A 23,527-nucleotide genomic window follows, 5' to 3' on the forward strand; every position below is an offset into this window, starting at 1 on the left:
GAGGAAAATGATGAAAAAAATGACAATAGCGGCACTTATCGCCGCAGCGATAGCGGCGCTCGTTTTTACGGGATGCACGACGGGCGATCCCGACTTACCGGTATCGGTCAAGCCCGCATATATCATCGGGGGCGCGACGGCAGGAGATGCGGCGGGCACGGAGCAGTGGAGCACAATGCGCGTGCCGATTACGTTTGCCGCGGGAAAAGCGACATACGAGTTTACACATTCGGCGGAAAAAGAGACCGCATGGGGCAACGGTCCCGGTAAAACATCGTTTAAGCTTTTGCTCGACGAAGCGGGAGCTACGGCGTGGGCGACGAACAGCACTACGCCGCTCACAGCGGGCACGGAGCTCGTTACGGATGTCGGAGGCGCCAATAATATCGTGCTTGACGGATTGACGGTCGGCACGAAGTATAAGATCACGATTACCGCCAGCGGGCTGATTATAAAAGTCAAATTCGAATAAAAGGCTTCGTATACGGACTGTCCGAAAACCGAAGTTTTCGGACAGTTTCCCGAATTTACTATGCATTTATAAAAAATGAGGAAACAGTATGAAACATAGAGGATTTTTATGTGCGCTCGCAGCGGCGGCTTTGTGCACGGCTGCGGCATCTGCGGCGCCCGCAAAGCGTATTTCGCTTAAAGTATGGGAATCGGCCGGCCCGGAACAGGAGTTCATCGTTTGGGCTATAAAAGAATTCAGAAAAACGCATAACCGAACAACGATCACGTACGAACCCGTCGGATCGACGGACACGCGTGCAAAGATCGAATTGGACGGACCGGCGGGCGTGGGTGCCGACGTTTTCGTCGCTCCCCACGATCATATCGGGGCTCTTGTAAACGGCGGACACGTCGTTGCGAATACGACGGCAGGCTACCTCGATCCGTTTATTTCGGCGGCGAAAACGGCCGCGACGTATAAAGGCAAAGTCTACGGATATCCGCTCGGCATTGAAACCTACGGTCTTTTTTATAATAAAAAAATTATCAAAACGCCTCCCAAAACGTGGGAAGACATCGTCGCCTTTGCAAAGACGTATAACAACAAAGCGCAAAACAAATATGCGCTCGTGTGGCCGGTCGGCGACGGCTATTACGAATATATGTTTATGAGCGCATTCGGCGCGCAGCTTTTCGGACCGAACGGCAGCGACAGACGGCAGCACAATATCAACAGCCCTGCTGCGATAAAAGGCTTGACTTATCTGCAAAATCTGCGTAAAAAGATCCTCGACGTTCCGTCCGCCGATATGACGGGAGATTTTTGCAATTCTTCGTTTATCGAAGGAAAGGCGGCTATGATCATCACCGGACCGTGGAAGATCTCGGACTTTACGAAATCCGGTGTCGACTTCGGCATCACGACGCTTCCGGAATTTCCGGGACAAAATAAACCGGCAACTTCGTTTTCCGGCGTACGTCTCGCGTTCGTCAGCTCGTATTCCGAAAATGCGGAAGAAGCGGCCGCATTCGCCGCGTTTATTACGAGCAAAGAAGCGCTTATGAAACGTTTCGAAATCACCAAACAGATTCCGCCGCGAATGGACATCACGACGAACGATCCGGTTTCGAACGGAATTTTGGCGCAGACAAAGTATGCCATTCCCATGCCGACGATTCCTCAAATGGGTACGTATTGGTCGGCGATGAATGCGGCCTATGCCGGCATTTGGGACGGCGATAACGTTGAAAAAGACCTCAACGCTGCGGCCGCCGCAATGGACGCCGCTCGCTGATCGGTTATCGATAAAAAGGGAGCGCACCGGCAGTCCGGCGAATGCAAAGTACGCTTGTCCGTACGCTGCTTTGCATTCGTTTCGCCGTTTCTGCGCAGCTTTGTTTTTCCGCTTTAGACTTCACGGCATATTTTTCACCGGTGTGCTCCTCGTATTATTAAACCGCAATTTTTTACAGTACGATTTTGCGATACGATTCCGAATGTACGTTCTCGGTTTCAAAAGGGGATATAAAAAATGAACAATAGGGTAAACCCTGACAAAGTGAGGAGAGCTCCCGTCGCTTCGTGTTTTTTTATGGGGCTCGGGCAAATCCTGTACTTAAAACAATACCTGCGCGGTATCATCCTTGCGCTCTTTGAAGTTGTCATACTTTGCTGCGTTATCTTCGGTACAAAAAAAATCATACCGAAAGATCAGAGCGCCTACGAATATATGCAGAGCGCTCCCGATACCGTCGAGATGATCGATTATCTCGAAGCGAACGACTGGCCGAACCTTGCAGAGATCGTGCTTGCGCGCAAAGAAAAAATCCGCACCTATGTGCAAAACAGCGTGCAATCGTGGAGTCGTTCCATTGTACGCTATTACAAAAAGAAAGATGCCGCACTCGGCGCTGCGGTGCAAAATCATTTCGACGATTTTATTCCCGGCTTTTTCGCTTCGGTCGATTGGGATGATCCCTATGCCGTCGAAGATGCGGTTTTCAGTTTTGTCGATGAAGTCAATACCGCAGTCGATGATTTTCAATCTCAGCTTGCGGATAAAGCGGACGATGCCTATGCCGATGAAATCGACCGTGCCGGAGAAAAATTCATAGACCGTTACGCCGCGGCGGCCGCAAAATACGATCGCAAACTTTCCAAAGCGACGGCAAAAACGGCGCTCGCAAACGGCGAAATGAAATTGTTCGACGAAAATTACGACGGATGCGCCGTTTGCAAACATGCGGCCGCAGCCGGACGCAGAACGCAGGGACATCGCGCATTTTTCCGAGGCCCCATCGTTACCGCAATAGCAGGCTTGATTACGCTCGGTTCTCCGCAGGCGACGACGGTAGCGAAATACGCCGACCATTCGATCTTTATGATGATAAACGGTTTGCTTTGCCTCATCGTCCTTGCGATTTTTTTCATCACCTATGCATACAATATAAAATCGGCAAAAGAAGATGCCGAAAAAATAATAAAATTCAATAAATTTCCGACGCTTCGCGAAACGCGCAACGATATTTCGCAGCGTTCGTTTGCGGTGATCGGAATTACGCCGTGCATCATCCTCATAGCGTTTTTTACGGTCATACCGCTTTTGTTTTCGGCGCTCGTCGCGTTTACGAATTATTCTTCGCCGGATCACATTCCTCCGAACAGCCTCGTCGATTGGGTCGGTTTCAGAAATTTCGTAACGATGTTCAGTTCTCACGGAAGCAGCGGCGGGCAGTGGGCGAACACTTTTTCCCGCGTTGCGCTGTGGACGCTCGTTTGGGCGGTTCTTTCGACGACTACCTGCTTTTTTACGGGATTCTTTTTTGCCGTCATCCTGCAGGACAAGCGCATAAAGATTCCGGAACTGTACCGCACGGTGTTTATCCTTCCGTATGCGATCCCTCAAATGCTTTCGCTTTTTATCTGGGCGAATTTACTGAACGGAACTTTCGGGCCGATAAACCGCACGCTTATCTTTTTCAAAATCATTTCACAAGGCATACCCTGGCTCTCCGATCCGATGATGGCAAAGTTGACGCTTATACTCGTCAATATTTGGATCGGATTTCCGTACAGCATGATCCTCATCACCAGCAGTATGACTGCTATTTCAAATTCGATGTACGAAGCGGCCGTTATCGACGGCGCGAATAAGTGGGAACAGTTCAGAAGCATTACCTTCCCGCTCGTGATGTACCAGCTGAAACCGATTCTCATCATGCAGTTCGCAGGAAACATCAACAACTTCGGTGCGGTGTTTTTCCTGACCGCCGGAGGGCCGAATCTGCCCGACACGATTTCGACGCAGGCGGGATCTACGGATATCCTCATATCGTGGATATTTAAATTGACGATGAATACGCCGAATATGTACAACATCGCATCGGTGCTCTCCATTTTGGTCTTTATCGTACTCGTGCCGTTTGCACTGTACAATTTTATGCGGACGAAATCGTTCAAGGAAAGCGAAATATGAAACAAGACAGAACAAACAGCCGTTCTCCGGTAACCGTTTTTTTAACAATCATATTGGTAATTCAGCTCATCGTCGTGCTGTATCCCATTGCGTTTACGATCAGCGCGGCCTTTACAAAATCGAATTCACTTGCGGCGACATCGATCGTACCCTTCCCCCGCAATCCGTCGCTGTTCCAGTTCCGGCGCCTGCTGACGCCCGCCAATCAATTCGTTAAAGGTACGACGGACGTGCTCGGTACCAATTACGTGCACTGGTATCTGAATACGCTGCAAATCGCATGTATGAATACCGTGCTTACGGTTCTCCTGTGCAGTACGGTCGGGTATATTTTTTCACGCTTTACGTTTCCGTTCCGCAAAACGGTTATGGCGTCGATGATCATTCTCCAAATGTTTCCGAGCTTTATCGGAATGATCGCGACCTATGTCATCCTGTGGAAAATCAACGGCCTCAATACCTTGTGGGGACTCGTGCTCGTCTATGCCGCGGGAAGCCTGCCGTTCAATTCGTGGCTTATGAAGGGCTACTTCGATACGGTTCCGAAAGAACTCGCGGAAGCGGCGTATATAGACGGCGCTTCTCCGTTTACGGCTTTTGCCCGTGTCGTTTTGCCGGCCGCAAAACCGCAGCTCGTATTCCTTACGCTTACGAGTTTTACCGGGCCGTGGATGGACTTTATCTTTCCGCGCCTCGTGCTCAGAAGCGACGACAAAAAAACGCTTGCGGTCGGTCTCTACGAAATGATAAGCGGCCGCGCTGCCGATAACTTTACGATGTTCGCAGCAGGAGCGCTTCTCGTCGCAGTGCCGTTTACCGTTTTATTTATGCTCGGACAAAAAGCGCTCATTCAATCCCTCGCCGGAACGGGCGGGAAGGAATAATCACATGAAACGCGTATTACTGTTGCCGCTTGCGCTCTGCGGTATGCTGCCGTTTTTTTCGTGCAGCTCTTCTCCGAAAAGCGCTTCCCGCTCGCGGCACGCTTCCGAAAAATCCTCACCTATCGTACGCTTGGCGGATAAGCCGTCGGAAGGCGTGTACTACAGTCTTTTCGTGCGCTCCTTTGCCGATTCGAACGGCGACGGAATCGGCGACTTTGCCGGCATTATCAAAAAACTCGATTATTTGAACGACGGTGACGACGCAACGACGGACGACCTCGGTATCACGGGTATTTGGCTTTTGCCGATCTATCCGTCGCAGTCGTATCACGGTTACGACGTCGACGATTATTATAACGTCAACCCCGATTACGGCACGATGGGGGATTTTGAGAAACTGCTCGCCGAATGCAAAAAGCGCGGTATTTCGGTGATACTCGATATGACGTGCAATCATTCGTCCGTTTACAATCAGTGGTTTATCGATTCGCGCAATCCCGCAGACAGTCACCGCACGTGGTATCGATGGATTTCACCCGACGACACCCGCTATAATATGCGTCAGCAGATTTGGGGACACAACGTATGGAATTATTCAGACGGCTATTATTATTCGGGGATTTTTTCTCCGAATATGCCGGATTACAATCTCGACGACGGCGCCCTTCGAGCGGAATTTAAAAAAGTGATGAAGTTTTGGCTCGACAAGGGCGTTGACGGTTTCCGTTACGATGCCGCAAGTCATGTGTATAACAGCGCAAAGACGCTTCCGGGTACGAATTCGGTTGCAAAAGGCGTCGCGTGGTGGAAAGAAATCGTCGGTTACGACAAGAGCGTAAAGCCCGACGCGTACATAGTGGGCGAAGTATGGGAGGCGACTTCGACGCGCGCCGAATATATGGCGGGTTTGGGATCGACGTTTCATTTCGATATGGGAACGAAGATTATCGATGAAGTGAGAAGCGGGAGCGCTGCGAATAATAATTTCGCAAATGCGCTGCAGAGCGAATACGAACGGTATGCCGAATCGAATCCGAATTATATCGATGCGCCGTTTTTAACAAATCACGATCAAAATCGCATTGCAGGATATCTGCGCGGAAACACGGCGCAGCTGAAGCTCGCCGCGGCGATGTATATATTTGCGGAAGGCATACCGTTTATATACTACGGAGAAGAGATCGGTATGATGGGCGCAAAGCCCGACGAACAGATCCGAACGCCGATGCTGTGGAATAAGGCGGGCAAAGACAAGCTGCAGACGACGTGGGAAACGTCGCGTTACAATAAAAATACGCTCAGCGTTGCGGAACAGAAAAAAGATCCCGATTCGCTGCTTGAATTTTACAAACGCATTATCAGGGTAAAGACGGCGCATCCGGCTTTATTCGCCGGCCGCTTTACCGCCGTCAACACGGGAAACGAATTCGTTTCTTCGTGGGCTATGAAAAGCGAAACGGAAACGGCGTTCGTGCTGCACAATCTTTCACCGGAAACGGCCGCCGTTCCCCTTCCGCGCGAATACCTTATGCCTGTCGTATTTTCGACATATCCCGGCACTGTGTTCGACGACAAGGGAAACCTTACGATTCCTCCTCTGTGTACGGTCGTCCTTGCAAAAAACAGGTGACGGGAAGGGGCTGTCCTTTGTGAAGTTTTCAATCACTTCCGGGACAGCCCCTTTTTCAACGGTTTTATCGATTGATATCGCTTATATGGGGAGCCGGTAAGCTGCGCCGATGCTCGTTATAAAGACCTGCTTGTTGAGTTTAGTTTCTACGGCTCCGCCTCCGATATAATAATCCTGCTTAAAATACTGTATGTACATAAGACCGAGCGTGAGCGTAAGATTGTCGATCGGCCGGTATTCGACACCGGTACCGATCGCGAGGCTGTCCAACACGGGGCTAAAAGCGCTGTTTACCGTGTCCTTTGTCCCCCGGTTGCCGTAGGACAATCCCAAACTCGCCGTCACTTTATCGTTGATGTCGTAGTCCGCTCCGGCCGCCAATTCCCATGAATCGCTGTAGTCGGATTTGCCGAACACCGAATTGAGCTGAGCGAACGAGTTGAAGTAGTAGTTAAAGCTTGCGGATACGTACAGCGGCTTCAGCACTTGATAGCCCGCTCCCATGTTCAACGCCGCGGGCAAATCGGTATGGAACGTTTCACCGTCAACGATTCCGAGGTTGCTGCCGAGCATTCCTTTGGCGTTTTTCACTTCGTATTTCATATCGGAATGGAGTTGGAACTGCGTCGAGAGCGTAAGGGCGGGAAAGGGGCGCACGTTGATGCCGAACACGCCGCCGATGCCGAAAGCGCTCGCATCGTAGCTGATTTTATTTCCCTGATTAACGCCGACAAAAGTTGCATCATCGCTCTTTAACTCCATCGATTGCGTCGCCTGGAGCAGGCGGAGCGCGCCGGAAAACGAGATGAAATTTTTCAGGCAGTACGTAAATCCGACCTGCTCTCCGTAAGTCATGGACGAAAGCTCTACCGAATGATTTCGTGCGGATGAGGGAAAATGTGTTGCTAATGCGGCAGCAGTTGCGGTCGTACCGTCTTTGTACGAAAGTTTTCCGCCGCCGGCGTAGATACCGAAATTTCCGAATACGGCAAAGGGTCCGTGTTTGTATACGATATCGGCGTTCGGGTAGAGCCATACGGCCGTCTTATCGCTGAAATCTTTTCCGTTCGGATAGAGCGGAATTGCACCCTTTGGAAACGAGTTCGTGTATTTTTTAAATACGAATTGATTGCCCGCATCGAAGTACAAACCGTCTTCCAAAAAGCCCGTACCCGCGATATTGTAAAAGACCGCTTCGGGGCGTTTCGCTTCCGCATTGCGGCTCGGATTTCGTAAGTATCCGGGGTTCATATTCGTTTTGTTTTCAACACCGTCGGCAAAAGCCGCGGCTCCGGCAAGTGCAGCGATGAGCGCTGCGACAATGATCGATTTCTTCATATTACCTCCCATAAAAACTTTTGCAGAAAGTAAGAGCCTTCGGCTCGTTCTGCAAAGAACTGATTCTACGTGTCCGCTTTCGCGGACTTCGAATCAACTTTCGAAAAAGTTTTTAGCCGTGCGCACACCGCGCACACGTTCAATGGTCGAGTTTGCAAAATAAAGCGTATCGTATTCATACGATTTTTATCGAAACGCTACGTATACACATCTTCTGCAAACATCCGCGCAAACTCGAGATAAGAACGCTGCGATTTCGAGCAGTGCACAGAAATCGCGAGTGTCTCCTATAAATAAAAAACGCTTCGGCATTTTTTGTCTCCGGACTTTAGCGACGGCGATATTTCAGACGGCGCTTTTTATCGCACCTCCTCATAAAAACCTTATACGGAATGTCAGAGTCTGCGGCGCAGCGCTTTTAAACCTTCCTTAAAATTGCACAGCGAGTAAATCTTCGGATTTAGGAGCCGTGCAATTCGTGCGCGAGCGCGCACACGTATATCCGCGAGTTTTCAAAAAAAACTCGAAGTTAAACGAGACGCGCCATTTCAGCATCTCGTTTAAACCTTCCTTAAAATTGCACAGCGAGTAAATCTTCGGATTTAGGAGCCGTGCAATTCGTGCGCGCAAGCGCACACGTACATCCGCGAGTTTTCGAAAGAAAACTCGAAGTTAAACGAGACGCGCCATTTCAGCGGCTCGTTTAAACCTCGGTACCCGTAAACATCGGCTGTTACCGCTTCGAATCTTTCGAATAAAGGCCGAGCGGCGCCGTTTCGGAAAAATATGCTTTATACACGCTCAACGCTTTTTCCCGCGTAAGCTCGTCGATAATTTCGTATGCGTCAAGGTACGAGCGCGCATCGGCGAGCGTATCGCCCTTCGCTCCCGCTTCAAGCCCTTCGTGTATAAGAAGCGCCGTTCCCCTGTTTGTCTGCGTCCCCGAAAGTTTTTCGATCACCCAATTTCTCAGCAGCTCTTCTTTGATTTGCGGAAACGATGTTTCGTTTTCCAATTCTTTGCCGAACGCGGCAACCGCACTTGCATACATTTTATCGGTTGAGGAAGTACGGCGCGCGTGAGAAAAAGTTATGACGGCAGCCTGCATCGCATACGTCGAACCGTCCGCGTGTACGGCGGTATCGGCTGATATGCGGCGCGCATCTTTTTGGAGACGGGCGCACAGCGCATACAGGAACGCATTGAATACGGTACAATCGTCCGTGCCCGCAGGAGGAGAAGGAAGCCAATACTGTACGGGATCCGAAAAATCGGTCGTCGGAACAAGCGTTTCGGGACGGGGGCCCGCATCTTTTGCCGCGACATCGGTAAAAAAAAGATGGCGGAGCGCGACGAAAATTTTTTTATTATCCGGAAAAACCGGAACCGCTGTCAAAGACGTTCTTTCGTTTCTCGGTTTTTGTTCGGCAAGCATACCGAGCGACGAAGCGAGAGCGTCGCGTATAAGGGGAACGTCGAATTTGCCGGTAACGATAAGCGTATAACGCCCGGCATCGAGAAGCGACGGATAAGCTGCGAGGACTGCCGCATATTGCGTTCCTTCGAGAATATCCCGATTACTGTCGAATACCGCGGTGTACGGAGTATCCGGAAAGAGAGCGGCGACGGCGCGGCTGTACAATTGATTTGCGGTGTTTCCGTCACGCAGTCTTTTTTGCGATCGCGCATTGTACACAAGTCCGTCCGCTTGAGACGGCTGAATATCGCCGTAGATGAGCGCGTGCGATATGCACGGAATAATAACGCTCATATCGTCCGCAAAACTTTCGACCGAAATCGTTCCGCTCGTCAAATCGATTTCCGCACGAACGGAAGGAGTACCGTCGATCGTACCGAGTTTTTTTTGCATATCGATTTCTTTTTGAATATTGTCCGCAAGCGCATAGATGAGTATGGAAAAAAATCCGGGATTCGCCGCGGAACCGAGCTCGCCGCCGCTTACGGAAAGCATGAGAAGAGCGGTCGATGAAAAATCGTTTTGTTTGCATACGACGGGAATGCCGTTTGCAAGCGTAAACGATGAAAACGCGGCGCGGTTTTGTGCGCGGTAAAATGCCGCACCGGAAATCTCATTTTCATTTTTATCCGCCGTTTCTTCGGCGATATTGTTTTTTTGAATGTTTTTATACAATTCCTGCGTATACCACGATCCGTTTTTTTGCGTTATCGATTCGTAGCCCGCAGCGGCGAACGCTTTTGCATAACGCTTGTAGATGCCGCTGTTGACGAGTACAAACACAAAGGGCGATTCTTCGGAATACGCATCTTCAAACGCCCGGACGTCAAAATTAATAATAGTATCGGTTCGTGAAAAAAGCCGTTCGATAAGCGGCATCGCTTTTTCTTCCTCGGAACGGCATAGGTCCGCCGCCCACAGTTCGGAAAGAGCCGTCATAAGCGCTCCGGGATTTCCGAAGAGCTCCCGATACGATGCGATAAGATTTTCTTTCGCATATATGAGTTCGTCGCTTGAAAGCGCTTTCGCGGCGTTTTCTATACATGAAAGAAATGCCGCGCTCTGTTTTACGGGAGATGTTTTCGATTTTTCAAAAAGCGCTTGAAAAACGAGGCGCGCCTTTCCGCCGCTATGAACGGCAGCCGCATCGATGTAGTCGGGAGAGCGGATACCGAGCTCTTTATGAGACAGCACCGCCGATTTAAAAGACGATGCGCGCTCGTTAAATGCCGCGCCTGCAATATCGGCTTCCGATGCGGAAAGCTCCGTATATTGTACGACGATCTGCGTCAAGTCCGAAGAAAAAAGCGGATCGCTTATGACAAACTTTTTTTGCCGCGCTTTATTACCGCCGGATTCCGCCGCACTCTTTTTCCCGCGTGATATGTACTCCGCAGTAAGCGACGGCCGTAAACCGAACGTTTTTTCCGCAGCTTTAAGCATCGCGGTCTTTTGCATACCGCCGCTTATAAAAAGCGCACTGTTGTTCGGTACGTAATATGACCGGGCAATATTCATAAGAACGGAACGGACACCGGCAAGCGGCATTTTCATAAAGAGTGCGGGATATACGCCGCTGTTTTGCTTCCACGGTTCGCCGGCGTATATACGCGCATCCATACTCGAATTGATAAAACCCGCCGCGCTGAGCGAATAATTCATCGATTCGTTTTTCATCGCGGTAAAGTGCGTGCGGATGAGTTCGTCGTCGAACGAAGGATCGAACGCGCAATGTGCAAGCGCTTCGAGCGTTTTTTCAAGATCCGAAGGAGCCGCCGTCAGAGTACAGCGGACGGCATCGACCGTACAGGAAACTTTTGCAGCCGAAAGCATATCGCTGCCGCTCCGTGTCGGATCGGACGCTTGCCCCGCACGGGTGAAGAGGCGCGCATACAGAGGGAAAAAACCGGCCGTTTCGGGAGTTTGAGCGTTTGTGCCCGCACGTACCGCGTATTCGATTCTTATCGGAGCCGCCGAAAAATCTTCGAGGACAAAGACGCGCATACCGTTTTCAAGCGTATATTCGGCAAAGTTCGACGGAGAAAATCCGTCGGCGCCTGCAGCGGAAAAAATGCAGAACGCAAAGAGAAAAATAAAAACGGAAGAGCGAATCGATTGTCGGAACATCATAAAGCTATTGTATCATATCGTATATGCTTTCAACAGCATAGCCTTCGACCGACAGCCGCGCGCATTTTTCGCACAAGCCCCGCATTCGAATACGATACCCTACAATATATACAATGACGGTGCGATAAAGATACACGGAATACGACGATCGCCTTCGGTTTTTTGCACCCGCCCTGTTCGATCACATGAGTTTTTTCAGCATCGAAACGAGGCGGTCTTTTTCGATCAAGTCGATGGGGCGGCCTTCGGAAAATTTATGCGCACCTTCGGTAAAGGCGCCCGCCGTTATGCAAAAGCCCTTGTCGCATTTTATGTCGCGGAGCTTTGAATGAAATTCACGCACGTACAATTCGCCGATCGCTCCGGTACTGCGGTAAAAACGGAACAGCTCGGAATCTTCCCAGCGGGGCGTATCGACGGTGCAGAGGATTTCGACGAACTCCTGCGTCACCGTAGCGTCTTCGATCTTTACCGTCGCATCGGAATAATACGAAGTGACAAAGCGGCGGCAGAGCGCGACGAAATCGGCCGTCGGCGACATGATATAGGTTTGCAGATTTGCGTTCGTATTGAGTTCCTGATAACGCTGGATCAGGGCGGGCACGTCTTTATAGCCCGGCACCGTATCCTGTATCTCTTTGAGATACGTGAGCGCTTTGCCGATATTCTTTTGCGCGAGATGCGCGTTTGCGAGCCGGTAGCGCAGCATCGTCACCAGGTCGAGGGGAACGTTTTCGAGCTTTAAGCCGATTTCGTAATCCTGCTCGGCAAGCTGATATTGATTTGCGTGCTCGTGAATCAAACCCGCCGAAAGGCAGGATTGGGCGCCGTACTGCGGATCGGGGCGCAAATGCATAAACACTTTGAGCGCTTTATCGCCGTAACCCGTTTTATCCATCGCCGTCGCGATCGCAAAAAGCGCGTCTTTGTCGGCAGGGTTTTCATCGAGCACGCGGCGCAAAAACGGAATGCTTTCACGGTAGTGCTGCGATTTAAAATACGAAAGCCCGAGCGGCTCGTCCGTTTCCGCCGCATCGGGATTGATAGATCTCGCTTTTCTGAGACACAGAACGGCTTTTTCGTATTCGTTTTTTTGATACATGAGCCGACCGAGATAAAAGTTTGCATCGAAATTGTCGGGTTCGAATTTGCATGCGGCTAAAAGTCCTCGCTCGGCGTCTTCGAATCTTTCTATATGGAAAGCGGAAATGCCCTGCCGCGCCGCGGTCTTTCCCGCATCGATTTCGACGTGCGTCGGTATCAAATCGAAAAGGAGATTGTAGAGCGGAAACGCTTTATCCCAATTCTGCTCGTCGTAATACAGATCTCCGAGCGTCGTAAGCGCCTGCACGTTGCGCGGATCGTGCGCGAGTTTTTTCGAGCATTCGCGGATAATGAAGCGTCTCGCTTTTTGTTTGCCGCGCGCGCCGACACCCCGTGCCGCTGCCGAGCGAAGCACCGAAACGAGAGAAACGACGACGGCCGCAAAAACGATTGCTGCTAAAATCGGTATGGCTGCATCCATGTGTTAACGATTTGCCTCCCGCTTTTTTCGAAGCTCGGCCACCAGTTCCGCGATTCGCGAAACGGCAATCTTTATTTTATTAATATCGGTCGCATAGCAGCATCTGATAAATCCTTCGCCGCCCTTTCCGAAACAAGTACCCGGCACGACCGCCACTTGATAATTTTCGATAAGCTGCGTCGCAAATTCTTCGCTCGACAAACCCGTCGAACGGATATCGGGAAAAAGATAAAAGGCCCCCTCGCCTTCCGTGCACGGGAGTCCCATATCGCAAAACGCTTTATACATGAGGTTCCGCCGCTGCTCATAGCTCCGGCGCATCCTCTCGACTTCGTTCCATCCGTTTTTCAAGCCTTCGATCGCCGCGTATTGACTCATGATCGGAGCGCAGATCGTAGAGTATTGGTGCAGCTTGCACACTTGTTTTGTCAATTCAGCATTTGCGGCGAGGTAGCCGATACGCCATCCCGTCATCGCAAAGGATTTTGAAAATCCGTTGATAATGACCGCGTAATCTTTCATGCCCGGAAAACTGCCGATCGAAACGTGCTTGCGTCCGTCGTATACGAGCTCTCCGTAAATTTCATCGCTGATACACCAGAGCTTGTGCGCTTTGACGACTTCCGCAATTTTTGCAAGTTCGTCGCTCGGAATCATGCGTCCCGTCGGATTCGACGGAGAGCACAGCATGAGCGCTTTCGTGTGTTCGGTAACCGCAGCTTCGATTTTTTCCGCCGTCGGAATAAAATCCGTTTCGCTCGTGTCCAAGTGAACGAGGCTTGCATCGCACTGTTCGGAAAGCGGCTGATACGAAACGTAGCACGGTTCGCACACGATGATTTCATCGCCGGGATTCAAAACGGAACGGAGCACCGCGTCCACCGCTTCCGAACCGCCGATCGTCGCGATGATTTCGTTTTTCGGATTGTAGTACATGCCGTAACGCGCAAGATAGCGCGCGATCTCTTCGCGTAATTCGAGCAGTCCCCAATTCGACGTATAGGACGTCTGCCCCTTTTCGAGATGATAAAACGCTTCTTCGCGGAGCTGCCACGGCGTCGGAAAATCGGGCTCGCCGACACCGAGAGAAATGATATCGTTCCTGCCGATTATCAAATCGAAAAATTTGCGAATACCCGACGGAGGAGTTGCGAGAATTTTTTTTGAAAAGCGGTCGTCGCGCGTGTTCATCAGGCGGTCACTCCTTCCCGACTGTCGCGATCCTGCTCGACGTAGACGATATCGTTTTCTTTGTATGTCTTTAAAATAAAATGCGTTTTCGTCGAGCGCACGCCTTCGATCGTCGAAAGTTTGCTCGCGACGAAGAGCGCAACTTCTTTCAGCGTATCGCCTTCGATGATCACTTTGAGATCGTAACCGCCGCTCATGAGATAGAGCGATTTTACCTGCGGAAAGCGCCATATCCTGTCGGCGATCGCATCGAAGCCCCTGTCGCGCTCGGGCGTTACCTGTATTTCGATTTCGGCGTGCACACGGTCTTTCAATTCGCCGTCTTTTTCGGGATTGACGATAGCCGCATATTTCATGATAACGCCGCCGTCTTCGAGTTTTTTAATAACGGCGCGTACTTCGTCTTCCGTCTTTCGCGTCATCGCGGAAATATCTTCAACGGAAAGACGCGCGTTTTCCCGCAGCAAATCGAGAATCTCTTCGGCAATATCCATACCACGGCTCCTCAAAAGTATTAAATAACTATAGCATATTTGAACGGGGCTTACAATGTGCGAAGAAAATATACCGGCACACGCAAAGTTTTTCCATACAAAACACACGCAAAAGCGCAACATTGACACGGGCGCACTTGAACGATACCATTTGCTCATGATGCACGAAAAATTGCCGCACGGAAAACTTGCCGTCAAACTCATCGCCCTGGACTTGGACGACACGCTTTTAAATACGGAGCTGAAGATCTCTCCTCGCACGGTTTCCGCTCTGAGACGGGCCGCCGCGCTAGGCATCTTCGTCGTCATCGCTTCCGGCCGCCCCGAAAGCGCCATTCTGCCCTTTGTCAGAGCGCTCGACATTGCAGGCTTGGAAGCGGGGCGCTACATCCTCGCCCTCAACGGAGCGGTTATCTTCGACCTGCATGAGCGGCGGACGATTTTTTCTAAAAAAGTTTCAGGCGATGTACTCGAGCGGATTTTTTCCGAAGCGCACGATCGCGGACTGTGCGCGGAAATATACGACGGATCGATTATCTGCGTTTCGGAAGAAACTAAGTGGTCGCGTATCGACGCGGATCTTTCCGGACTGACGCTCAAAGTCGTCCGAGATTTTCCGTCGCTCGTCAAAAACGGTTATGCGAAGATGATCCTTTCGGCGGATCCGAAAGACGTCGATTCCTTTCTCCCCGTACTGCGCGAAAAGTTTTCCGGCGCCGCGGACTTTTTTATCAGCAAACCTTTTTTTCTCGAAGTGATGCCTCCCGGCTGCGGCAAAGGCGAAGCGATCGCTTTTCTTTCGGATATGCTCGGCATAGATCGGAGCGAAACGATGGCGTTCGGTGACAGCATGAACGACGAATCCATGATACGCATGTCCGGACACGGTGTCGCCATGTTGAACGGCTTGGCTGCGATTCGGGATGCCGCCGCGTACGTAACGCGGAAAACGAACGACGAAGACGGCATCGCGGACTTTCTCGAAGCATTCGTACTGTAGCGGTTCGGCAAAAAAACGGCGCAGGATTTTTTGTGCGATTTAAAATAATGTTAGGTACACGAATCACTGAGTCCGCTTGAATTAAAAAATTAATAGGGATGATATAAATGATAGATATCTTTAAGGAAATTTATTTCTGTAATTCGGAAGAAGAATTAAATGAAATTATTTCAATTTTAAGAACTTCAAAAATTGATTTCTCTGTAAATAAAAAAGACAGTACAGATGATTTTGATTCTTATAAATATTCAATTTCGGTTCCTGAAAAAAGCGTCGATTTTGCGTTTGATTTACTATCAAAAATAGAAACAAATATATCAGATAGTATAAATCAGAAAGAAGAAATCATAAGTGAAAAGAAAATACCTGCAAGAAATATAATTGCTTTAATTGTGACGGCTCTTTGCGCTGTCTTATTTATAAACATATATAAAATCAGTGAAAGAACATATTCTTCCATAAAAAATAAAAAGGTAAACAAAGAATATTCTGTCGGGAAAAAACTTCCGGTAGAATCGGCAAGGGAGACAACCGATACGGAAAATATAGAGAAAACTGAAAAACTTAAGATTACGGAAAAGCATGGCATAAAAACTTATAATACGGCTCAAGAAATACCACTTCCGTCTAATATAGAAATTCATAGTATTATAAATACGTGTTACGACGATTATGATACTGATTTCCAACCGGGAAAACCGATAGAACGAACGGATATATTTTATGAAGACGATTGCTTGAAAATACAAGTAACTCCAGAAGATTTTATTCAATACGGTCCATTTATAGTAAAAGTTTCGGTCCTCAAAAAAGAGTTTTCAAAAGAATTATATGATGAAAGAGATTTTTATGAACAGAATAAACAGTTTGGAAGTAAATATAATGTTTTATTTTGTAATTCTTATTACGAAGAAGCCGTTCTTAATTATTCTGTAAAATTAGTTTCAAAAGAAAAAGATATATGCCTGTTAGAACGACTCTTCACAATTGCCCCGTCAAATAGAATTGTTATTTTCTCCGAAGAAGAAGATAAGAAAGCAAACAGAATGAATCCGTTTGCTTATTCGAGAAGCACAATAAATACAAACGAAAAATTTGTTTTATATTTCTCCAAAATAAATCGTGAAACCGGCAATACAAATGATTCGGTAATTTTTTCAAACCAAACTTATGTATATGACGGCTCCTATGTACAAAATATCCCTTTTGCAAATTATAAAGTTCTGACTTCAATAAACAATATGAATCGATTTGTTTTCTCTATAGAAAATCAGATGACCTTTCATATTGATTTTTATTCGGAAGAAAATGCTATAATTGATTATAATCATATACTGGATTTTAATTATACAGTTTATGAAGATAAAAGTAATAATAAATATGAACCTTTTAAAGAAATTAAGTGGATTGTAAATACTCCGGAAGGATTGAACATCCGTTCAAGACCTTATGGAATAAAAATCGGTTGGGTTGTTAATAAAACTGAATTAATTCAAACGGGTAAAACAGAAAGCTGTTATGATGATATAATTGACGGTATTCATGGATATTGGATTCCAATAAAAGTTCCGGAAAATAAATTAAAAAGAATAAACACCGAGGGTATAGAAATTTACGGCATTAATAAAAATGAAACTACAGGGTGGGTATTCAGCGGTTATTGCAAACAGGTAGAATAACGTATAACATAAAAAAAATCGAAAACGGGAGATTAACCATGAAAACGAAATCAATAGGTACTGTGATTTTTGCGGCGGCAGTGTTCTTTTTGCTCAGCTGTACGGGTTGTGAACTTTTACATATCGTCGACGGAAACGGGAATATTGCAACGAAAAGTTTTGATCTGAAAAATTTTACTGCAATTTCCTGTTCGGGCAGCTGGACGGTAAACGTCGAACAGGGCGACACCTTTGCGGTAAAAGTTACATCGGATGAAAATTTATTTCCGTTTTTTGACATATATGTTTCACTCGGAATACTGCATATCAAAGTAAAAAGCACATACAACTTGAAAAGTACCAAACAAGAAGTTTCCGTTACTCTGCCGGACTTGGAGGGATTGCACGTTTCGGGTTCCGCCAAAGCGTTTATACCGAAATGCAATACGCGAGGAATGAACTTGGCGCTGAGCGTTTCCGGCTCGGGGAAAATCAAAGTCGAAAATCTTACCGTAGAAAAAACAGAGCTGAAAATATCGGGTTCGGGAACCGTTTCGGTGTCGGGCAAAGCGGGGAGCATAAACGCTTTTATCTCCGGCTCCGGCAAAATGGAAGCCGCCGGATTGGAAGCAAACGATGCCTCGGTCGATATTTCGGGATCGGGTTCTGCGGAAGTTTGGGCAAAGAATACATTAAACGCAGTCGTAAGCGGTTCGGGTACAATCTATTACAAAGGCAGCCCGAATTTGACACCACATATTTCAGGCAGCGGAAAGATAATCCAAATCCCCTGAAGCGCGTACATCGTCTTTTCATCGGATCATCTTCGGCATTTCGGCGGCCGCCGGTTATAAACTTGAACGCTGTCCGCCGCAAGCGGACGCCGTAACCGCTTGCAGCGCTAATCGGTGACGCCCGCACTTTGCAGCATCGAAGCGGATTCAGTGTTTTGTTCCCTGTTCGGCAGCGCCCGATTCCTGCAGTAACTTCCGCAGTATCGGCTCGGCGTGCAGTGCATCGGTGAGCGCTTTCGCTTCTTCACTTGCGCGGGCTGCCGGTGTTTTCGCTTCTTCGCTTGCGCGGGATTTCGCTTGAGCGGCGGCAGCTTTCGCTTTTTCGCTTGCTCTTTTTGCCGGCGCACTTCCTTTTGTACCGCCGCCCGCTTCCCGTTTGACGGCGCGGATCAAAATATTTTTCGGCGTGTGTTCGAGCGCGATGAATTCGAGGAGCTTGACGTCGTATCCCGCTTTTTCGAGGTATTCTGCGCGGAGCGCATCGGTTGCAAGGGCGGCAAAACGCTCTTTGATGATGCCGTATTTTAAAAGCGGAGCGAACGCGGCGTCCGCGGTATTTTTATCGAGCGCGGCGTTCAGTTCGTGCTGACAGCAGGGTACGCTTAAAATCGCTTTGCAGCCGCAGTTCACGGCATAGGCGAGCGCGTAATCGGTTGCCGTATCGCATGCGTGCAGCGTGATGACGATGTCGGCTTTATCTCCGTCCGCATAAGAGGCGATATCGCCTGCGGCAAAGTCGAGCCCTTCCGCTCCGAGCGCCGCCGCCGTTTTATTGCAATAAGCGACGACATCTTTTTTCAAATCGAGTCCTGTAATGAGCGCGTCGATTTTTTTTATCTCTTTGAGATAATAGTGAAGCGCAAAGGTGAGGTACGATTTTCCCGAACCGAAGTCGATGATGCGCAGCGGGCGCGAAGTGCCTGCCGCGCGCATAACCGAGGGAATGATATCGTCGATGAATTCGAGAAAACGGTTTATTTGCCTGAACTTATCGTATTTTGATGCAATGACTTTTCCTTCGGCCGTCATCACTCCGAGAAGCACGAAAAACGGCGCGGGCTTTCCTTCGGGGATGAGGTAATTTTTTGTACGGTTGTGTCCTCTCGCACGCGATTGTGCGGCGCAGGAATTTCCGCACCCCGCGCCGCCGCATTCCGTATCACCGCATTTCGAACCGAATTGCCGGCGAGTTCCGTTTTCGATCGACTTTCGGAGCGCCGTCGTTTTTCCGTTTTTATTTCCGAGTATCGTGATGATTTCGGTTTCCGTGCGCTCGACGCAGTTTTTAAACGTCGTACCCGCGTGCGCTTTCAAAAAATCGCCGAATTCTTCTTCCGTGTAATACTCCTGAAAGGCCTGCGTCGCGGTAAATTTTTCCGCAAAATACGCTTTGCCCGAAGAAGCTGCGTGCCGCTTTATTTTTATGCGGGTGTACGGTCTGCCTAAAATCGTTTCGACGTTTTTTACCGGTTTTGAAAACGTTGCCGAAAGTATCATACTATCGAGTATACTATTTTCCGAAAAAATGATATAGTAAAGCGTATGGGTAAATGTCTCGTATTCGTAAATCAAAAAGGCGGCGTCGGCAAAACGACGTCGGTTATCAACATCGGCGCATACATGGCGCTCGCCGGCAAAAAAACACTCCTCGTCGATTTCGATCCGCAGGGCAATATGTCCAGCGGCGTCGGAGTATCGAAAGACAAGCCGACCGTTTACGAACTCATCGCAGACCTCGCATCTCCCGCCGACGTCATCAAACACGCGTCGGTAAAAAATCTCGACGCCGTCAGCGCTTCCATCGATTTGTCGGGAGCCGCCATAGAACTCGTCGATCAAAGCGACCGCGAATTTTACCTCAAAAAAGCGCTCGAAAACTTAAAGAACGAATACGATTACATTCTCATCGATTGTCCGCCGTCTCTCGGCATTTTGACGCTGAACGGTCTTGCCGCCGCGGACGCGGTGCTCGTTCCGATGCAGTGCGAATACTTTGCACTCGAAGGCATTACGCTCCTGCTCCAGACGGTAAAAAAAGTGCAGCAGGGCATCAACAAAAATCTTGTGATCGGCGGTATATTTTTTACGATGTACGATTCGCGCACGCGTCTCGCACAGGATGTCGTAACGCAGGTAAAGTCGTATTTTAAAGATCTCGTTTTTTCTACGATCATCCCGCGCAACGTGCGGCTTTCCGAAGCGCCGTCCAGAGGTCAGCCCATCTGCGAATACGATCCGTCGTGCGTCGGAGCGGTCAGCTATAAAAAACTTGCGGAAGAGGTGATGCGCCGTGGCTAAAAAAGGCGGACTCGGATTGGGACGGGGACTCGACGCGCTCATGAAAACGGGCGGAGAAAACGCTTCCGGCGGCGCGGATATCGTATCCGTATCGGATATCGCCGCCGGTGCAAAATTGCCCGAAGGTATAGAATCGGATGCGGACGGCGCGCTGTGGGCGGACGTCGCGCTTTTACAGCCGAATCCCCGCCAGCCCCGCAAAGAATTCGATCAGGCATCGCTCGAAGAACTCGCTTCTTCAATCAAAGAGCACGGCATCGTACAGCCGATCATCGTCGAACCCGCAGGTGAAAAAAACTTTTTTATCATCGCCGGTGAGCGGCGTACGCGCGCGGCAAAGCTTGCGGGGCTTCAAAAAGTTCCCGTGCAGATACGGCGCTACAACGATCAAAAAAAGCTCGAAATCGCGCTCATCGAAAATATACAGCGTACCGATTTGAATCCTATCGAAGAAGCTGCGGCGTATTACAATCTCATGCAGATGGGAGAGTTGAGCCAGGACGAAGCGGCGCAGCGCGTAGGCAAAAAACGTTCAACCGTTGCGAATGCGCTTCGGCTTTTAAAGCTCCCCGACGATATGCAGGCTTCTCTCATCGAAGGAAAGCTCACGGCAGGTCATGCGCGTGCGCTGCTTTCGGTCGTAAACCCCGCAGACCAGCGCGTGCTTTTTAATAAAATTATCGCGGACGGTCTTTCCGTGCGTCAAGCCGAAGAAAGTGCCGCATCGTTCAACGGCGGGGGCAGAGCTGCGGACGCGAAAAAAAAGCAAAAAAAGCGCGGAGTAAAAAATACCGATATCGCCGCAATCGAACAAAGATTTATCGAAAAGCTCGGTACAAAGTGCAAAATCAACGGGACGCTTGAAAAGGGTTCGATCGAAATCGATTATTTCAGCCGCGCCGATTTGGACAGACTGTACGCCCTCATCTCCGGAACATAATTTTCCGTTTTACGTTCGGCGCTGCCGAAAACTGCGGTACCGAAACGTAGGCCTCTTTTTGTAACTGCATACGCGCGCATCTGTTTTTCTACGGAGGATGCCGTGAAACATATTTTATTAATTTTTTTATCGATTGCATCTGCAGCTGTTTTTGCACAAGGAGCGGCTATGTATAAGGACACGACGGTTCCGCTGAAAAACGTGACGCTGTATTCGTCGGGCGTCGCCTATTACGAACACGAAGGAGAAGCATCGGGCGCTTCCCGCATCGGCTTATCGTTTACGCCGGAACAGATCAACGACGTTTTAAAATCGCTTATCGTTTCCGATTCGGCGGCAAAAAATATTTCGGTCGCCTATCAGTCGGAAGACGCGCTTCGGAAAATCCTTGAAAGCTTGAGCGTCAACCTGAGCGAAGTTTCGGATTTGGCCGATATATTGTACGCCCAGCGCGGTGCGGAGATCGAAGTTGCCACCGGAGAAAAGGCAGCCGAAAAGATCGTCGGAAAAATTCTGACGGTCGACAGATGCGAGCGCGAATCAGGCGGCGATACGCTTTCGCTCCTTGCTTCCGACGGCGTTCACATCATTCCGTTCAAAGAAATAAAATCGTTTCGCTTTACCGATCCGAAGCGCGGGGAAGATTTAAATACCGCACTTTCCGTTTTACTTCGTTCTTCATCCGCTTCGAAAAAAAATCTTTCGATTCTCATCGATGCTGCGGGAAAGCGCGACGTCCGCCTCGCATACGTTATGGAATCCCCCGTGTGGAAGCCGACATACCGCATCGACGCGGGTTCCGGCACTGCCGAATTTCAAGCGTGGGCAATCGTCGACAATTCGACCGACATCGACTGGAACGCGGTGCGCTTGACGCTGACAACCGGACGTCCCGTCGGATTTAAACAGAATCTCTATCCGCCGTATTTTACGTACCGTCCGACGCTGCCTCTCATGGCAGGTGCGGCGGCCGCTGCGGAAACTTACACTTCCGCGTACGGAGAAGCCGATGAAACGTACGCGGAAGCTTCGTCTCCGCGCATGATGATGTCCATGAACAAAGTCGCCGCCGAAGCGAAAATGGGTTCAAGTTACGATGATTACGACGGTTCGTTTCGGGACACCGTAAACCGGAACGTCGCGGCATCCGATACATCCGCCGAAATGTTTACGTTTACGCCGGTAAAACCCGTTACGATCGGCCGACAGGAAAGCGTTATGATTCCTATCGCCGCGGTAAAACTGCCCGCCGAAAAGTTTTCCGTTTTTTCGAATATGCGCCTCAGAGAAAACACGCATCCGAAATTCTGCGTCCGCATCGAAAATACGTCCGGTATGAAATTCCCGGCAGGTCCCGTTTCCGTTTCGTCAGAAGGCGCGTATGCGGGAGACGCCGTGCTCGAATTTTTGCCTGCGGGAGATACGCGCATTATCGGCTACGGCGACGATATGGAAGTAAACGGCAGCTTAACGAAAAAATCTTCGGCATCGATCGATACGGTAAAGATCGCAGGCGGACTTTTGCGCACTACGAAAAAACGCGTTTACGATTCGACGTATACGGTAAAAAACTCCGCCGCAAAATCGCGGAAAGTCCTCATCGAACACCCGATCACGGGCAATGCCGCCCTCGTTGCGACAAAAGCGCTGCTTGAAAAAACGCCCGCCCTCTACCGCTTTACACTTTCGGTCGATAAAAATGCAACCGGAACGCTCACGGTAAGCGAAAGCGAAATCGTCGAAACTACCGCCGCTCTCATAAAGATGAACGCAAACGATTTTATCGCCTGCTCAAGCGATGCCGATATGCCGAAAGAGGTGCGGAAAGCGTTTGAAAACATCGCGGCAAAAAAGGCAAAGCTCGACGAAGCGAAGAGCGCCTACGAAAAGCTTTCCGCCGACTGCAAAAATACCGACGACGAGCAAAGACGCGCGCGCGAAAACCTCGAAGCGACGGGTTCTTCGACTGCGCAGGGCAAACAATTCCTCGACAAACTGATGCGCCTCGAAAGCGAACTCGATTCGCTTAAAACGAAGACGGAAGGTGCCCGCGCGAATCTCGACAAAGCCGAAAAAGATTTTTCCGATTATCTGAAAACGGTAAAAGCCGGCTGAACGGAAGTTTGAATTGAGCGGCTGAAACGGCGCCGTTTAATTGAAGGGAACCTCTAAAAACTGCAGTTTTTAGAGGTAACTTTGAAAATATGATGTTGTAACTCGCGAATGTACGTGCGGCGAA

At 49.4% G+C, this 23,527-nt stretch carries 17 protein-coding genes; 11 read left to right on the top strand and 6 right to left on the bottom strand.

The annotated features are described in order from the left end of the window. Nucleotides 1–10 precede the first annotated feature (10 nt). The 5 genes from HRI97_RS10745 to HRI97_RS10765 all read left to right on the top strand — a co-directional run bounded on the left by HRI97_RS10745 (nt 11) and on the right by HRI97_RS10765 (nt 6,443). Nucleotides 11–472 carry a hypothetical protein gene (locus HRI97_RS10745; RefSeq protein WP_253725440.1) on the top strand — a complete coding sequence of 154 codons (462 nt, stop codon included), beginning with the start codon at nt 11–13 and terminating at the stop codon, nt 470–472. A gap of 88 nt (nt 473–560) precedes the next feature. Next, nucleotides 561–1,748, top strand: a complete 1,188-nt coding sequence (locus tag HRI97_RS10750; RefSeq protein WP_253725441.1) for a sugar ABC transporter substrate-binding protein — start codon at nt 561–563, stop codon at nt 1,746–1,748. 237 nt (nt 1,749–1,985) lie between these two features. Next, nucleotides 1,986–3,929 carry a carbohydrate ABC transporter permease gene (locus HRI97_RS10755; RefSeq protein WP_253725442.1) on the top strand — a complete coding sequence of 648 codons (1,944 nt, stop codon included), beginning with the start codon at nt 1,986–1,988 and terminating at the stop codon, nt 3,927–3,929. After that, nucleotides 3,926–4,813, top strand: a complete 888-nt coding sequence (locus tag HRI97_RS10760) for a sugar ABC transporter permease (protein WP_253725443.1) — start codon at nt 3,926–3,928, stop codon at nt 4,811–4,813. Before HRI97_RS10755 ends, HRI97_RS10760 begins: the two co-directional genes overlap by 4 nt. Before the next feature lie 4 nt (nt 4,814–4,817). Beyond that, on the top strand, nt 4,818–6,443 hold the full coding sequence (locus HRI97_RS10765; protein ID WP_253725444.1) for an alpha-amylase family glycosyl hydrolase: 1,626 nt from the start codon (nt 4,818–4,820) through the stop codon (nt 6,441–6,443). 81 nt (nt 6,444–6,524) lie between these two features. Here HRI97_RS10765 and HRI97_RS10770 read toward each other — a convergent pair whose 3' ends face one another. From HRI97_RS10770 to HRI97_RS10790, 5 genes are all read right to left on the bottom strand, one after another. Beyond that, entirely contained in the window at nt 6,525–7,781 is a 1,257-nt protein-coding gene (locus HRI97_RS10770; RefSeq protein ID WP_253725445.1) for an OmpP1/FadL family transporter, read from the bottom strand. A gap of 733 nt (nt 7,782–8,514) precedes the next feature. Beyond that, the gene (locus HRI97_RS10775) at nt 8,515–11,388 is read right to left on the bottom strand and encodes a peptidase M16 family protein (protein ID WP_253725446.1); all 2,874 of its coding nucleotides are present in this window, start codon (nt 11,386–11,388) and stop codon (nt 8,515–8,517) included. Between the two features lie 181 nt (nt 11,389–11,569). Next, entirely contained in the window at nt 11,570–12,913 is a 1,344-nt protein-coding gene (locus HRI97_RS10780) for a tetratricopeptide repeat protein (RefSeq protein WP_253725447.1), read from the bottom strand. Between the two features lie 3 nt (nt 12,914–12,916). Continuing rightward, nucleotides 12,917–14,104, bottom strand: coding sequence for a pyridoxal phosphate-dependent aminotransferase (locus HRI97_RS10785; RefSeq protein ID WP_253725448.1), 1,188 nt, complete (start codon nt 14,102–14,104; stop codon nt 12,917–12,919). After that, nucleotides 14,104–14,598 (bottom strand): Lrp/AsnC family transcriptional regulator, encoded by a 495-nt coding sequence (locus HRI97_RS10790; RefSeq protein WP_180485007.1) that lies wholly within the window; start codon nt 14,596–14,598, stop codon nt 14,104–14,106. The genes HRI97_RS10785 and HRI97_RS10790 overlap by 1 nt, the downstream gene beginning before the upstream one ends. Nucleotides 14,599–14,755: 157 nt before the next feature. Here HRI97_RS10790 and HRI97_RS10795 point away from each other — a divergent pair, with 157 nt between their 5' ends. From HRI97_RS10795 to HRI97_RS10805, 3 genes are all read left to right on the top strand, one after another. Continuing rightward, nucleotides 14,756–15,598: a Cof-type HAD-IIB family hydrolase gene (locus tag HRI97_RS10795; protein ID WP_253725449.1), complete on the top strand. Its 843-nt coding sequence runs from the start codon at nt 14,756–14,758 to the stop codon at nt 15,596–15,598. A gap of 107 nt (nt 15,599–15,705) precedes the next feature. Next, nucleotides 15,706–17,277: a hypothetical protein gene (locus HRI97_RS10800; protein WP_253725450.1), complete on the top strand. Its 1,572-nt coding sequence runs from the start codon at nt 15,706–15,708 to the stop codon at nt 17,275–17,277. A gap of 38 nt (nt 17,278–17,315) precedes the next feature. Continuing rightward, the gene (locus HRI97_RS10805; RefSeq protein WP_253725451.1) at nt 17,316–18,050 is read left to right on the top strand and encodes a head GIN domain-containing protein; all 735 of its coding nucleotides are present in this window, start codon (nt 17,316–17,318) and stop codon (nt 18,048–18,050) included. A gap of 147 nt (nt 18,051–18,197) precedes the next feature. Here the strand turns inward: HRI97_RS10805 and HRI97_RS10810 are convergent, their stop codons facing one another. Beyond that, on the bottom strand, nt 18,198–19,547 hold the full coding sequence (locus HRI97_RS10810; protein WP_253725452.1) for a class I SAM-dependent methyltransferase: 1,350 nt from the start codon (nt 19,545–19,547) through the stop codon (nt 18,198–18,200). Nucleotides 19,548–19,592: 45 nt separating this feature from the next. Between HRI97_RS10810 and HRI97_RS10815 the strand changes: the two genes are divergently transcribed. The 3 genes from HRI97_RS10815 (at nt 19,593) to HRI97_RS10825 (ending at nt 23,403) form a co-directional block, all read left to right on the top strand. Beyond that, nucleotides 19,593–20,348, top strand: a complete 756-nt coding sequence (locus HRI97_RS10815; RefSeq protein WP_016521991.1) for a ParA family protein — start codon at nt 19,593–19,595, stop codon at nt 20,346–20,348. After that, entirely contained in the window at nt 20,341–21,288 is a 948-nt protein-coding gene (locus HRI97_RS10820) for a ParB/RepB/Spo0J family partition protein (RefSeq protein ID WP_253725453.1), read from the top strand. Before HRI97_RS10815 ends, HRI97_RS10820 begins: the two co-directional genes overlap by 8 nt. A 168-nt stretch (nt 21,289–21,456) precedes the next feature. Beyond that, complete coding sequence (locus tag HRI97_RS10825; RefSeq protein ID WP_253725454.1) at nt 21,457–23,403, top strand: DUF4139 domain-containing protein; 1,947 nt, start codon at nt 21,457–21,459, stop codon at nt 23,401–23,403. Nucleotides 23,404–23,527 lie beyond the last annotated feature (124 nt).

The organism is Treponema socranskii subsp. buccale (assembly GCF_024181585.1).
In the GTDB taxonomy this organism is placed as follows: Bacteria; Spirochaetota; Spirochaetia; order Treponematales; family Treponemataceae; genus Treponema_D; species Treponema_D buccale.

Coding starts and splice junctions, on each gene's coding strand:
- HRI97_RS10790 (WP_180485007.1), bottom strand. CDS start 14,598: ATGGATATTGCCGAAGAGATTCTCGATTTGCTGCGGGAAAACGCGCGT.
- HRI97_RS10785 (WP_253725448.1), bottom strand. CDS start 14,104: ATGAACACGCGCGACGACCGCTTTTCAAAAAAAATTCTCGCAACTCCT.
- HRI97_RS10805 (WP_253725451.1), top strand. CDS start 17,316: ATGAAAACGAAATCAATAGGTACTGTGATTTTTGCGGCGGCAGTGTTC.
- HRI97_RS10770 (WP_253725445.1), bottom strand. CDS start 7,781: ATGAAGAAATCGATCATTGTCGCAGCGCTCATCGCTGCACTTGCCGGA.
- HRI97_RS10755 (WP_253725442.1), top strand. CDS start 1,986: ATGAACAATAGGGTAAACCCTGACAAAGTGAGGAGAGCTCCCGTCGCT.
- HRI97_RS10795 (WP_253725449.1), top strand. CDS start 14,756: ATGATGCACGAAAAATTGCCGCACGGAAAACTTGCCGTCAAACTCATC.
- HRI97_RS10760 (WP_253725443.1), top strand. CDS start 3,926: ATGAAACAAGACAGAACAAACAGCCGTTCTCCGGTAACCGTTTTTTTA.
- HRI97_RS10815 (WP_016521991.1), top strand. CDS start 19,593: ATGGGTAAATGTCTCGTATTCGTAAATCAAAAAGGCGGCGTCGGCAAA.
- HRI97_RS10800 (WP_253725450.1), top strand. CDS start 15,706: ATGATAGATATCTTTAAGGAAATTTATTTCTGTAATTCGGAAGAAGAA.
- HRI97_RS10750 (WP_253725441.1), top strand. CDS start 561: ATGAAACATAGAGGATTTTTATGTGCGCTCGCAGCGGCGGCTTTGTGC.
- HRI97_RS10765 (WP_253725444.1), top strand. CDS start 4,818: ATGAAACGCGTATTACTGTTGCCGCTTGCGCTCTGCGGTATGCTGCCG.
- HRI97_RS10775 (WP_253725446.1), bottom strand. CDS start 11,388: ATGATGTTCCGACAATCGATTCGCTCTTCCGTTTTTATTTTTCTCTTT.
- HRI97_RS10825 (WP_253725454.1), top strand. CDS start 21,457: ATGTATAAGGACACGACGGTTCCGCTGAAAAACGTGACGCTGTATTCG.
- HRI97_RS10745 (WP_253725440.1), top strand. CDS start 11: ATGAAAAAAATGACAATAGCGGCACTTATCGCCGCAGCGATAGCGGCG.
- HRI97_RS10810 (WP_253725452.1), bottom strand. CDS start 19,547: ATGATACTTTCGGCAACGTTTTCAAAACCGGTAAAAAACGTCGAAACG.
- HRI97_RS10780 (WP_253725447.1), bottom strand. CDS start 12,913: ATGGATGCAGCCATACCGATTTTAGCAGCAATCGTTTTTGCGGCCGTC.